General features: G+C 40.4%; 11 protein-coding genes. 5 read left to right on the forward strand and 6 right to left on the reverse strand.

Annotation, left to right across the window (positions count from 1 at the left end; all coding sequences use genetic code 11):
- Window positions 1–517 precede the first annotated feature (517 nt).
- A complete protein-coding gene (locus H6G41_RS10890; protein ID WP_190746212.1) occupies window positions 518–1,288 on the reverse strand; it encodes a phosphatase PAP2 family protein in 771 nt (256 codons plus the stop codon).
- Window positions 1,289–1,889: 601 nt separating this feature from the next.
- Between H6G41_RS10890 and H6G41_RS10895 the strand changes: the two genes are divergently transcribed.
- On the forward strand, window positions 1,890–2,687 hold the full coding sequence (locus tag H6G41_RS10895; RefSeq protein ID WP_190746213.1) for a sulfite exporter TauE/SafE family protein: 798 nt from the start codon (window positions 1,890–1,892) through the stop codon (window positions 2,685–2,687).
- 12 nt (window positions 2,688–2,699) lie between these two features.
- On the opposite strand, the gene H6G41_RS10900 is transcribed toward H6G41_RS10895, so the two are convergent.
- The gene (locus tag H6G41_RS10900) at window positions 2,700–3,359 is read right to left on the reverse strand and encodes a cadmium resistance transporter (protein WP_190746214.1); all 660 of its coding nucleotides are present in this window, start codon (window positions 3,357–3,359) and stop codon (window positions 2,700–2,702) included.
- Between the two features lie 158 nt (window positions 3,360–3,517).
- Between H6G41_RS10900 and H6G41_RS10905 the strand changes: the two genes are divergently transcribed.
- Window positions 3,518–6,262, forward strand: coding sequence for an S-layer family protein (locus H6G41_RS10905; RefSeq protein ID WP_190746215.1), 2,745 nt, complete (start codon window positions 3,518–3,520; stop codon window positions 6,260–6,262).
- Between the two features lie 170 nt (window positions 6,263–6,432).
- Here the strand turns inward: H6G41_RS10905 and cysK are convergent, their stop codons facing one another.
- Complete coding sequence (gene cysK, locus H6G41_RS10910; RefSeq protein ID WP_190746216.1) at window positions 6,433–7,395, reverse strand: cysteine synthase A; 963 nt, start codon at window positions 7,393–7,395, stop codon at window positions 6,433–6,435.
- 18 nt (window positions 7,396–7,413) lie between these two features.
- Window positions 7,414–7,869, reverse strand: a complete 456-nt coding sequence (locus H6G41_RS10915; RefSeq protein WP_242037881.1) for an Rrf2 family transcriptional regulator — start codon at window positions 7,867–7,869, stop codon at window positions 7,414–7,416.
- 211 nt (window positions 7,870–8,080) lie between these two features.
- Here H6G41_RS10915 and cysE point away from each other — a divergent pair, with 211 nt between their 5' ends.
- On the forward strand, window positions 8,081–8,806 hold the full coding sequence (gene cysE, locus H6G41_RS10920) for a serine O-acetyltransferase (RefSeq protein WP_190746218.1): 726 nt from the start codon (window positions 8,081–8,083) through the stop codon (window positions 8,804–8,806).
- 150 nt (window positions 8,807–8,956) lie between these two features.
- Complete coding sequence (locus tag H6G41_RS10925; protein ID WP_190746219.1) at window positions 8,957–9,712, forward strand: hypothetical protein; 756 nt, start codon at window positions 8,957–8,959, stop codon at window positions 9,710–9,712.
- A gap of 63 nt (window positions 9,713–9,775) precedes the next feature.
- Here the strand turns inward: H6G41_RS10925 and H6G41_RS10930 are convergent, their stop codons facing one another.
- Both H6G41_RS10930 and H6G41_RS10935 read right to left on the reverse strand, forming a co-directional pair.
- Window positions 9,776–10,417: a TIGR00730 family Rossman fold protein gene (locus H6G41_RS10930; RefSeq protein ID WP_190746220.1), complete on the reverse strand. Its 642-nt coding sequence runs from the start codon at window positions 10,415–10,417 to the stop codon at window positions 9,776–9,778.
- Between the two features lie 250 nt (window positions 10,418–10,667).
- A complete protein-coding gene (locus tag H6G41_RS10935; RefSeq protein ID WP_190746221.1) occupies window positions 10,668–12,107 on the reverse strand; it encodes a deoxyribodipyrimidine photo-lyase, 8-HDF type in 1,440 nt (479 codons plus the stop codon).
- A gap of 148 nt (window positions 12,108–12,255) precedes the next feature.
- On the opposite strand from H6G41_RS10935, the gene H6G41_RS10940 reads away from it, so the two are divergent.
- A complete protein-coding gene (locus H6G41_RS10940) occupies window positions 12,256–12,516 on the forward strand; it encodes a hypothetical protein (protein ID WP_190746222.1) in 261 nt (86 codons plus the stop codon).
- The last annotated feature ends 76 nt before the right edge of the window (window positions 12,517–12,592 follow it).

Here is a 12,592-nt window from a genome sequence, read left to right on the forward strand (position 1 = left end):
GATGAGATTTTTTGTATAGTGGTAAATTTACGTTTCAGGTGAACTAAATCTGTAAACTCTCGTAATCTCATACATAAATCAGTTGGTGTGAATATTTTTCATAAATACAAGGGATTTAACAGAGAAAAAGAAGATTTGAGTAAACTTTACTTTTCGTAATATAGTTAATCTCAAAATCATGGTTTTGCAGGCATCTAAAATCCTGAAAAGCACAGATATTTTTTAAGTTCGCATTAGGCGTATATAGATGATAATTTAACTATGGATTTCTGGCAGATTAATGAAAGGTAAATATATTGTGGAGATAACATTTTATTTTTCTGATACCTCCAGCGCCAACCGCTGAATTTTGAGCGATCGCTTTACAACTAAGGTAAGAATATTTTACTACCCAGTATATTTACGAGAGTTAAAGACCCACTTTCCAACAAAATAAAAGTCCCTAATCCCATAAGTACAAAAGGCATAATATTATGACCATAGTGAGCGAGCAGATCTGCGATCGCTCTATTGTGATTCAGTCTTTTGCTAAAGTCTGTTTTTCTTTTGGTAATAAGTTAGTTTCACTCACAGTTGACTGGGTAATTGTGGGTTCAGGCGGACTCCAATAGGGTTTGATAATCAGACTGACGCCAATCGCCCAGGCGATCGCAACCATCCAACCTGCCAAAATATCACTAGGGAAGTGAACCCCTAAATATAGCCTCGTCCAAGCAATAGCCACGACATAGAAACTACCAAACAGCACAATCAACCACCGACGAGGATGATTGATCGCCAAAATGAGCACAATCATGACAAATGTCATAGTTGTCATTGCATGGCCGCTAGGAAATGCATAATCAAACTCCGGCGCACTTGATAGCCAAAGTTGGGGACGCACTCGGTGCATGAGTGCTTTGGCGGTGCGGTTGATGAGAATACTTCCTATACCTGTAGTGAGTAAATAAGCGAGCGATCGCCACAACTTTCTGCGCCATAATCCGATTGCGATCGCACTCATAATTGGTAGGATTGTCCAAGCTGAACCAAGCCTTGTCAGAATTATCGCCACCACATCTAATTGTGGTCTTGCTTGCGAGTGAATAGACAACAAAATCGGTATATCCCAAGGAAAGCCAGCTTGATTCTGCCATACCTTAACTGCCAGAATTTCAAACAATTGAAAGGGTAAATACACCCCTATTAAGAGGATTAATAAAGAACGCCAATGGGCAATAAGTACGTTTTTGAGAAAACTCAGCAGCGAACGACGCTCATTAGTCGCTTGTTTCACAGGTAGTATCATTTTTATTAGTTCTATTCCAAAATAAATCTTCATCTTTGCTAAGGCATCTATATTAAGTGTTGAATTTTGTGAGAGACACAATGGTGATTGTGTCTACAGTTGTAGGAATATATATCGCCTTATTGGGTGGGATGAGAGGAAGTGAGAGTCTGTCTTAACACCACACCAAATGCTAATAACTAGAAAGTCTAGCCACTAAGGTGAGTAATTTTTATAGCACTAGGAAATAGCGAATCTCCTATCAGTACATGTATTATCCAAAATTTAAGTAATTTAAAACACGAGTACTCTAGACTTTACAGCAACTTTATGGTTAAAATACGGTAAATCAGTAGATTTTATGTGTTTTATATGTAAAACTGTAAAAAATCAATCGGCAATTAAACCTAGCAGGAAAAGCGATCCGGAAAAACGATGTCAGCATCCATGCTCAGACGACGCCTCAACGGTTTTTGATTGACTGGGGATTAACTCGGCTAAAGCTTGAGTCTGAATCCGCCTTTGTGTTACGTATCTTTTGAGGAACACCATAACTAATCGAGCTTAGTCTACCACTAAGCTAAATTTCGCCTGCCTGTAAACCTTATTCTTGGATAGGAGTATGCAATATTTATTACTACCACTCTTCAGTTTCTTTGTTGGCATCATTGTTGGGTTAACAGGAATTGGTGGAGCCTCTTTAATCACGCCTATGTTGATTTTTATCTTTCAGGTTCCGCCTTCAATTGCTGTCAGTTCTGATGTGGTAGCAACAACATTAATGAAGGTTGTTGGTAGTGCCAAACACTGGCAGCAAAAAACCCTAGATGTTCAAGTTGTCAAGTGGTTGGCGTTAGGAAGTGTTCCCGGTTCATTGTGTGGTGTCGGAATTTTGCACTTTCTCCGGCGTACTGGCGAGCATCATTTAGATAACATTCTGCTACGGATACTGGGAGTGATGATTCTCTTAGTTACAGTGTTAGCGCTGGTACAATTACTACTACTGACTTTTTTCCCAAAATTTAGCTTACCTGAATTACCCAAGTTAAATTTAACAACTCATTGGGGGCGGTTTCTTACAGTAGTTATCGGCGCAGTTTTAGGTTCTTTTGTAGGACTAACTAGCGTTGCTTCTGGCTCAATGTTTGCTTTGGTAATGATTGGGTTTTTCCGCCTGGATGCACGTAAATTGGTAGGTACAGATATTTCCCAAGCGGCAATTTTATTATTATTTACTTCTCTAGGACATCTCACCTTAGGAACAGTCAATTGGAGTTTGGTATTGCCTATCTGGCTTGGTTCAATTCCTGGTGTATTATTAGGTGCAAAAATCTGCAAAATTGCGCCTCAGCCTCCCCTACGGTTTATTGTTTATGCAATATTGATGATGGTTAGTTGGAAGTTTGTGTATCAAGTATAGTCATTGGTAAGGTTATTTAAACCAAGGGATTAGGGTAAATGTACCTCTTTCGTACATAATTAATAAACCTAAGCCAATTAAGACAAAAGGGACAAGATGATTACCGTAGCGGCTTAAAATAGTAGCAATAGCAGGGTGAAGGCTTAAATAATAAGCGATCGCACACCAAACCCCCACCATCAAAAAAAATATTATTAAAATGACTCCCAAGCTGTTTAAATTCTGACCAGCGAATAAGGGAATATAGATACTAATATTGTCGCCACCATTAGCAATTGTGACTGCGGCAACTTTATAAGTTTGAGGATGGAGAATAGTCCAAATAAACGCAAGAATAAAATTACTAGGTGAAGTTTGCGTAAAATTATCAGATACTGCTTGGATTTCTGAATTTTCTTGTTCTCTAGATAGTAATTGCTTGATACCAATTAATATTGGTAATATTCCCAATAATCCAATCCATTCCCGTTGTATTACTAAACCACCAAAAAATCCTGGTAAGCTAGCCAGAATAATCGCTAAAAAACCAAGATACTGACCAATAATAATATGCCGAGGGCGAAAGTTATTATCTACTTGGGTAAAAAATAACAATAAGATGAATATGTCATCAATATTGGTAGCAGTAAAGGCGATGATTCCTTCAGTGAAAGCTGACCCAAGTTGATTCATGGTGTAATGGTGAGAACTTACAATTTATCACCATACCAAATTATGATTGTCGCAATAAATTGAGAAAATTAGGGCAACTTAAAAACTTTTATCGGAGTTAGTGTTTAAAAATATACGCATTTGGGTATATTAAATTGCGTATAAGAGGAGGCTAGAGAATGCGATCGCTCTCTATTGGCTGTAATTGTTTGAATTCCCTATTGACAAGTTTGATGCTGCTATCAGGAACTATTTTCCTAGATAACAACTATGCTTATGCTCAAGTGACATCTGATGGTACTGCCAACACCATTGTCAACTCTAGTGATAATAAGTTTACGATTCTTAATGGTATTAACCAAGGCAATAATCTATTTCATAGCTTTAGTAATTTTTCTGTCCCAACTGGCGGTACAGCCACCTTTGATTTAGTTAATACACCAAATATTACAAGCATATTTAGTCGGGTAACTGGTGGAAATATTTCTCAAATTGACGGGTTGATTAACACAATCAATAGCAATAACTCAGTAAGTTTATTTTTGCTGAATCCAGCCGGAATTGTATTTGGGCCGAATGCCAGTCTAAATATTGGCGGTGCGTTTGTGGGGACAACAGCGACTAGTATCAAATTTGCTGATGGGGTGGAATTTAGTGCAGTAAACTCCGCGACACCACCATTATTAACAATGAGTGTACCTGTGGGATTGCAACTAGGTGCAAATGCTGGAGTGATTCGCACCCAAGGTAACTCACCAGCCAATTTCCTGTACGGTTCCCCACAAATATTCAAGGCGGAAACTGTAGCTTTGATTGGTAGTGATATCGATATTAATCAAACCTATTTGACTAATCCTGGTGGTAGAGTCGAATTATGGGCATTGAAAAATACTGAGGTAGGTTTGAATCAGCAAGCAGGATTTCAACTCACTAGCCCTGCTGTGGCTGATTGGGGAAATATTTTGCTCAGACAGTCTTCATATATCCAGACTAACGGCTTGAATGGCGGAGCAATCAACATTCGGGGGCGAGGTTTAACACTTCAGGATGGTTCGCAAATCAGTTCCAGCACTGGAACTTTAGGAAAAGGGCAAGGGATAAACATCAAAACTACAGAATTTGTAGATTTGTTAGGCGCATCGGCCGCAGACCAATATTCTACGCCCGGTTTACACACTAGCGTCATGGGGAATCAAGGTAGAGCCGGAGATATTACAGTCGAAACTGGGCGTTTACGTCTAGCTAATGGAGCTTGGATTGTGTCTACTCTAAGTTCTCCCTTCGACTTTATATCCTTTAACCCCATCGCCAGTAATAACTCCAGAACAGGAGATATTAATATTAAAGCTGCAACTGTGGAAGTTACTGGTTACAATCGATTTCCATACGCATTTCTAGGTTCTGATTTAGGTCTATACTTTGCCAGTGTTATTACTACTTTAATTAGCGGTGGTAATTCAAATGAAAGTGGCAAGATAACTGTTGATGCTCAAAGGGTGAGTCTGCTTGATGGTGGTTTTATTAGTGCAGATTTAATTGGCTTTTATATCCCTGGTTTTTCTGAGTCTCCCACCATTGGTAAGTCTGGAGATATTGTGATTCGAGCTTCCGAGAAACTAGAAATTTCGGGAGTGGGAATTAATGGCACAAACAGTGCTGTGATTAGTTCGATTCAACCTTTTACAGTAGGGCAAGCTGGCAATATCTTGATTGATACTGGGCACTTAGTGCTGTCAAAGGGTGGGGTTGTGGCTAGTGATGTAACAGGAAGTGGTCAAGCTGGAAATATAGAGATTTATGCTCAGAATGTAGAAGTTAGCGACCCAATAATCAGTAGTTTTAACCAAGCCGTTAGTGGTATTACTGTGGGAGTGGGTAAGGATGCTGTTGGTCAAGGTGGGACAATTAACCTGACAGCAGATAGCTTGCGTGTGTTTAACGGTGGACAGATCACTTCCTCTAGCTTGGGTCAGGGATCTGCTGGTAGTGTTAACCTCAACGTGAAAAATATTGACATACAAGGAACGTCCCAAAGCATAATTAATGGTAGCTACCTGCCTAGTGCGATCGCTGCATCCTCAGCTACTAGCTTGGCTGCGGGGTCTGTAAATATCACATCAGATAATGTAAGTGTTAAAGATAATGCAGTCATTACTGTCAGTAATACAGGCAATGGCGATGCAGGTAACCTCAATATTACTGCCAATAACCTCTTCCTAGACAATAACGCCAGCTTACGTTCTGAGGTGAATGGCGGCGGTCAGGGTAATATCTACCTCGATGTCAATGATGTTCTTCTATTACGGCATGGTAGTAAAATTGTTACTAATGCTTTAGGTGCTTCCACAGGTGGCAACATTAATCTGCGCGTAGGCTCAATTGTAGCTGTGCCAACTGAAAACAGCGATATTTCGGCAAATGCTATTTTAGGAAGCGGTGGCAATATCCAAATTACCACTCAAGGTATCTTTGGGTTAAAGTTTCAAGCACAACCTACAATCAATAGTGACATCACTGCTAGTTCACAATTTGGGCTGAGTGGTGATGTCCAAGTGAATACGATTGGTGTCGATCCGAATTCGGGTTTACTCCAACTACCAGAGAATATCACCGATTCATCACAGCAAATTGCTTCCGGTTGTGCCGCAAATACTGCTAGCACGTTTGTGGCTACAGGTCGGGGTGGAATACCGCAAAATCCGATGCAGGAACTCAGGAGCGATCGCACTTGGTCTGATACTCGTGATCTCTCTGCATATCGTAAAAATGATGCAGTTACCGCAAAAATACACCCCTTACCAAGAACTCTCGTGCAAGCTACTGCTTGGCATCGTCGTGCTGATGGCAAAATTGAGTTAGTAGCAGCGCCATCATCCGCAAATACACAGATGCAGTTAAGTTGTGCGGCGCTTTCTCAAAGTTAATTTGCTTTATGAAAATTGCTATAGCAGGACTTACCTAAGATTACTGCTGAGGCGGCAGAAAAATGATAATTTCTTAGATTTTTAGCGTAAGTCCTATATAGTGATTTTTTATCAGGGTTTGATGTCAAAAAATGCTAAAAATCCCCAGTAAATCAGTTTGAAATTAAGTTTTATACTTTACTTAACCATTCACTTTCCTCTGGATCTCTAAACAATGAGGTGCTGAGATAGCGTTCGCCAAAGCTGGGTTGTACCATGACAATGAGACGACCTTCATTTTCTGGACGTTTGGCTACTTCGATAGCAGCATATAAAGCCGCACCAGCCGAAATACCTGATAGTAATCCTTCTTCTTTAGCTAGACGACGGCTATAAGAAATCGCCTGTTCGTCTGTAACTTCAATAATTTCATCTACCAAATCTGGGCGGTAAATAGTGGGGACAAATCCGGGGCCTATTCCTTGAATTTTATGGGGGCCTGGTTTACCACCAGCCAATACTGGGCTGTTAATGGGTTCAACTGCGATCGCTTTAAAACTAGGTTTGCGTTGTTTAATCACTTCCGAAACCCCTGTGATGGTTCCGCCAGTACCCACGCCAGCAATAAGAATATCTACTTGTCCATCTGTATCCGCCCAAATTTCTTCTGCGGTGGTTAAAGCATGAATTTTGGGGTTAGCCGGGTTGCGGAATTGCTGCAACATATAGGCGTTGGGCGTTTTGGCGACAATTTGCTCTGCACGAGCGATCGCCCCGCGCATTCCTTCTACCCCCGGTGTTAACTCTAATTGCGCCCCATAAGCTTTCAGCATTGCCCGCCGTTCCTGGCTCATTGTATCGGGCATCGCTAGAATAAGATGGTAGCCCTTGGCGGCTGCAACCATTGCCAAAGCAATACCTGTATTTCCAGAGGTAGGCTCGACTAAAGTGGTTTTTCCCGGTTCTATCCAACCGGCTTGTTCTGCGGCTTCCACCATGCTGACACCAATTCTGTCTTTCACAGACGAAGCTGGGTTCATGCTTTCTAGCTTCACCAAAATTTGCGCCACTGCGCCTGCTGATTGGGGAATCTTATTTAATTGAACTAAAGGCGTCCGTCCGACTAACTGTGTGATGTCTTTTGCTATCCGCATCAGGGTACTCCTGCGTAACTAGATGTAATACATGGGACTCTGTTGTAAACGAGCCTCTCTTTGCTGACATAAATCTTGGAGTGTGTAGCTTTTTAAAACCTCTATGGAGGCTGTATTAGCTTGTTCCCAGACTTCATGAACCAGGCTTCTTTCCAGGGTGGGGGATGTTGAATTGTCTTTGTCTTTGCGTTCGCCTTCCACCACAGTCACAATCTCCAATAAAGTAATCTGCCAAGGCTCTCGAACTAATATGAAACCGCCTTTAGAACCGCGTTGACTTTGCACCAAACCAGCACGCCGCAGGTTGGTCAAAATTTGTTCTAGATAGCGTTCCGGTATGGGTTGCTTGGCTGTAATCTCACTCATGGTTAGAGGGACTTTTTTACTGTGGTTACCTGCTAACTCTAAAAGTGCTAGCAGTGCGTATTCGACTTTGGACGACAGATCCAGGAGGGCGTAGGTTTGGGTATTCAAGTCTTTAATCAATATACTACGGTATGCCGATTGATTTGGCGTAACTTTTTGCTGTTAAAAGTATAGTATGCGATCGCCTGTTTACCACAAAAAATGTACGTATACCTATCGACTTACCGTAGATTATCTAATAAAATTTATATAAATAGTTGAAATATTTAGATAAATTCCCAATCCTCGCCCATCAAAGACCTTCTCACTCAAGGGATGTATGTTACTAACTGATTTGCGAACCATATATGAGCGCGACCCCGCAGCGCGTAACTGGCTAGAGGTATTGTTTTGTTATCCTGGCTTGCAAGCCTTGCTATTTCATCGGTTAGCACACAGGCTCTATAAAATTGGGGTTCCCTTCTTTCCCAGATTTATTTCCCATATCAGTCGGTTTTTGACGGGGATTGAAATTCACCCTGGTGCAGTCATTGGTAAGGGTGTATTTATCGATCACGGTATGGGGGTAGTAATTGGCGAGACAGCTATTATCGGTGATTATGCGCTGATATATCAAGGCGTAACCCTTGGTGGAACAGGGAAAGAGACTGGTAAACGCCATCCCACATTAGGTAGTCATGTAGTAGTAGGAGCAGGTGCAAAGGTTTTGGGAAATATTCAAATAGGCGATCGCGTCCGTGTCGGTGCAGGTTCAGTAGTCTTGCGCGATGTACCCAGCGATACCACCGTCGTAGGTATCCCCGGAAGAATTACTCGCCAGAACAACGCAAATGGCGATATTCTCGCACATGGTAAAGTCCGGGACGTAGAAGCAGAAGCCATCCGCGCTTTATTTCAACGAGTCAAAGACTTAGAAAAACAGCTAGAACATTTACAAACTGAGCCAAATGTATCGCCAATTGAAGTAGATGAAGCAGTAATTGATACTAACCATTCTGAGAGCGATCGTGTAATTGAAGACTTTCTTGATGGTGCGGGAATTTAATTTATCATTAGTCATTAGAGACGCGGTTAATCATGTCTGTACAATTTCTCCGCGTCACCGCGTCTCCTTGTCTCTTTCATTCCCATTTCTTCCTGCTGTTCTACATTTCCCTCCGTGTTAGATATTGTGGAACAGAACAGGAATATAGGAATGTTGCTCAAACTTTCTCTGGAATCTCCATTATTTATTTTCTTAATAGTTATTAGCTTTTTATTGGTAACTTTTACTGCTTGGTTATCACAACGTCCTTTAGAGTTAAGACCCTTTGGATTTGATGATATTATGCAGTTACTTGCGTTACCATTTTTCATTTCCCTATTATTAGAGCGTTCCTTAGAAGTTTTTATTACTACTTGGCGAGGCCCCACCACAGAACAGTTAGAAGTAAGTATTCAGCAACAAAATTTCCTGATAGCCGAGAAACGCAAACTAATCTCAGAGCAACAACAAAATCAAATACCTTATGTAGATGCAAGTCCTATTCAAGTTAATCAATCAGGCGGAACTACTTTAGAACAGCAACTTATTCAAGATTATCCCCCAACACTTGTAGATTCATCGCCACAAATAAAACCATATATTGATGAATTAAATAGTATAATTAACAATTTAAATTCTATAGAGCGTCAACGTTTAGCTTATAAGTCTAACACGAGAATAATTGCTTTATGGACATCTTTATTATGCGGTTTATTAATTAGCGCAATTGGCATTCGTTCTCTAGAACCGCTAATAGTTCTTGATGTGAATAATCCTATTCAACTAATTATCTTTAGGTGTTTTGATGCTTTCTTAACAGGGGGTTTAATTGCTGGAGGTAGCGAGGGAATACATAAATTTACCCAAGTGGTTACCGATTTTTTAGAAGCGACTTCCAGACAAACTAAAGATAGAAGATTATCGTGAAGTAGCAAAGTAATAAAATCATCCCTTCGCATTCAAGCCTGTAATGTGCTTTGGTGTAATAAATTATTTATTTAATTCTTCCGCCAGTAGTGAATATTCATCTAGAGATTGTTGTAAAGAATTCATAGAAATACTATTACCAACTAAAGAATTTTCTTGCTCAAGATTGTCTAACATTAGTTCCACATCATCGTAAACACGTATTAAAGAGCGAACTTTATCTGATACAAATCCTTCTTGAACGGTATGGTCAAGATATGCGAGTAAAGTATTAAAAAATCCAGCAACATTCAGCAAAACAATGGGCTTTTTGTGAATATCAAGATGCGCCCAAGTCACGATTTCAAATAATTCATCTAATGTACCAACACCACCAGGAAGCGCCACAAAAGCATTTGATAATTTGTACATCATAGCTTTGCGATCGTGCATAGTATTTGTGGTTATTAGAGAAGATAATCCAGGATGAGCAATTTCATAAGATATGAGAATTTCTGGCATCACTCCAACAACATAACCGCCAGCGTTCAGACATTCAGTTGCAATTGTACCCATCAATCCAATAGAAGCACCACCATATACTAACCCAATTTGGCGTTTTGCAATACTCTGACCCAAGGTAGCAGCAATATTTTGATATGCAGGTTTAGTTCCAGATTGAGAACCGCAAAACACGCAAATATTAAATTTTGGTTGCACGCTCATAGTACCGATTTTGACATATATAACGAGATTTTAGCGCTAATGGTAAAATCACACAAAATAATTGCAAAATTAACTAAATCCAAAATTTCCTTAATTCCTCACAAATCCTCCGCGTACCTTTGCGCATACCTCCGCTTACCTTTGCGTTTAAATTTAAAGCTGTACTAACGCCTCGCATAATTTTTCACCTCAAAAGCGATCGCTTAAAAATAACTGATAGGTAATGTTGATTTAAAAGCGATCGCACTACCTATCCCACCAGTTCTTTTTGTTGTTGATAACGGTTTTTAAACTGCCTTTGGCGTTGATTATGATCCACAATCGCGTCAGGATAACCAACAGCACGACGTTCTAAGGGCGTGATTTTACCTGTTACTAAATATTCCGTATCAATAGAACGCAATTCTGGTACCCATTGGCGGATATATTCACCATCGGCATCAAATTTCTGAGCTTGGCTAGCTGGGTTAAAAATGCGCAATGGTTTCGGGTCCATACCGCTAGAAGTACTCCATTGCCAACCACCATTATTAGCAGATAAATCGCCATCAATTAGCCGTTGCATAAAATATTTCTCGCCCAATTTGGGACTAATTAATAAATCTTTGGTGAGAAAACTAGCAACAATCATCCGACAACGGTTATGCATCCAACCAATTTCATTCATTTGTCGCATGGCTGCATCAACAATGGGGTAGCCTGTTCTACCTTCGCACCAGGCTTGAAAATGTTCGTCGTTATCATCCCAAGGGAAATTTTTAAACGTGTTGCGGTATGCGCCATCGGCTAATTCTGGGAAATGATACATTGCATGTTGATAAAATTCTCGCCATGCTAATTCTTGTTGCCAAGTACGGATATTAACTTCGGTTTCTTCGCTGCGGCTATTTTCTAATGCTTCTAGGGTAGCTTGCCAAACGCTGCGAATCCCAATAGCACCAAATTTTAATGCTGCACTCAGTTGAGATGTACCATCAATGGCGGGAAAGTTGCGTTGTTCTTGATACTCATTGATAGCAGCACGAGTAAATTCCTCAAGCCGTTCTTGCGCTGCGGCTTCTCCTGGGGAAAGAATTAAGCCACCATCCCAATTAAATCCTAAATCTTTAGCTGTGGGTAATGCGATCGCTCCTGCTTGTTTGGTTATTTCTTGTTGTTCTGGCGTTAAACCTTCGACATCGTGCAGCGTTTCTACTGGTTTGGCTTTAGGTTTATTAATCCAATTTTTCCAGAAAGGCGTGTAAACAGTGTAAGCATTATTACTACCTGTAAATATTTCTTCTGGTGTATGCAGAATTTGATCCCAATTTTTTTCTAAAAATCTTATACCTTTTTCTTTAAGAGCTTCAATTATATTGCGATCGCGTTCTTGAGAATAAGGTTCTACATCCCAGTTCCAAAATACAGCTTTGGCATTCAACGCCGCAGCTAGCCGGGGAATGGCTTTTACAGGATGATCTCGCAAAATTAACAGTTGACTACCTACTTGCTTATATCGCTGTTGTAAAGCTTGCAAACAGCCAATCATATAAGTTACGCGCACCGATGCAACATCATCTCCTTCCAGAATATTCGGATCTAGGCAAAATACTCCCACTACCTGAGAACTTTGTTGCCGCGCCGCCGCTAGTCCTGTGTTATCAGCAATTCGTAAATCCCGACGATGCCAAAATAAAATTAAATCAGACATTATCTACTCACAATAGTTCGCCCGTACTAGTTTAGATTCTAATGTACCCTTAAGCATCAATCTAGCGGTAAATTTCTTGGTACGGGAAGGGGGACAAGAAGGAGGACAAGGAAGATAAGGGAGACAAGGGGGAAATTACCAATACCCAATGCCCATTTTCAAGATATATTTTTGCATTAACCTGAAGATTTTTCCGGAATGGCTCAAAATCAATCTGTATACCCTTATATACAGAACGATTTATACCGAAACTGGGGCATACAACTATGAAGCCCCCATATATTATTATTATCTCAAAACCGCTCTCAAGTTACTTTGGGCGGTTTTTGTTTATCTGGGAGTTCCGCGTTCAAGATTAATTTTGGGTGATTTTGGCGATCGCACTGTCAGCTGGCATAATGTCTTTTGAGATAAGTTATTATGCGGTTGAAAAATATAGATGCTTATGTCAGTGCAATGGATAATTCGTGATTTGTAATTTCTAG

Source organism: Tolypothrix sp. FACHB-123, from assembly GCF_014697075.1.
GTDB lineage: Bacteria > Cyanobacteriota > Cyanobacteriia > Cyanobacteriales > Nostocaceae > Aulosira.

Coding starts and splice junctions, on each gene's coding strand:
- cysK (WP_190746216.1), bottom strand. CDS start 7,395: ATGCGGATAGCAAAAGACATCACACAGTTAGTCGGACGGACGCCTTTA.
- H6G41_RS10895 (WP_190746213.1), top strand. CDS start 1,890: ATGCAATATTTATTACTACCACTCTTCAGTTTCTTTGTTGGCATCATT.
- H6G41_RS10930 (WP_190746220.1), bottom strand. CDS start 10,417: ATGAGCGTGCAACCAAAATTTAATATTTGCGTGTTTTGCGGTTCTCAA.
- H6G41_RS10925 (WP_190746219.1), top strand. CDS start 8,957: ATGTTGCTCAAACTTTCTCTGGAATCTCCATTATTTATTTTCTTAATA.
- H6G41_RS10900 (WP_190746214.1), bottom strand. CDS start 3,359: ATGAATCAACTTGGGTCAGCTTTCACTGAAGGAATCATCGCCTTTACT.
- H6G41_RS10890 (WP_190746212.1), bottom strand. CDS start 1,288: ATGATACTACCTGTGAAACAAGCGACTAATGAGCGTCGTTCGCTGCTG.
- H6G41_RS10940 (WP_190746222.1), top strand. CDS start 12,256: ATGCCCATTTTCAAGATATATTTTTGCATTAACCTGAAGATTTTTCCG.
- H6G41_RS10905 (WP_190746215.1), top strand. CDS start 3,518: ATGCGATCGCTCTCTATTGGCTGTAATTGTTTGAATTCCCTATTGACA.
- cysE (WP_190746218.1), top strand. CDS start 8,081: ATGTTACTAACTGATTTGCGAACCATATATGAGCGCGACCCCGCAGCG.
- H6G41_RS10935 (WP_190746221.1), bottom strand. CDS start 12,107: ATGTCTGATTTAATTTTATTTTGGCATCGTCGGGATTTACGAATTGCT.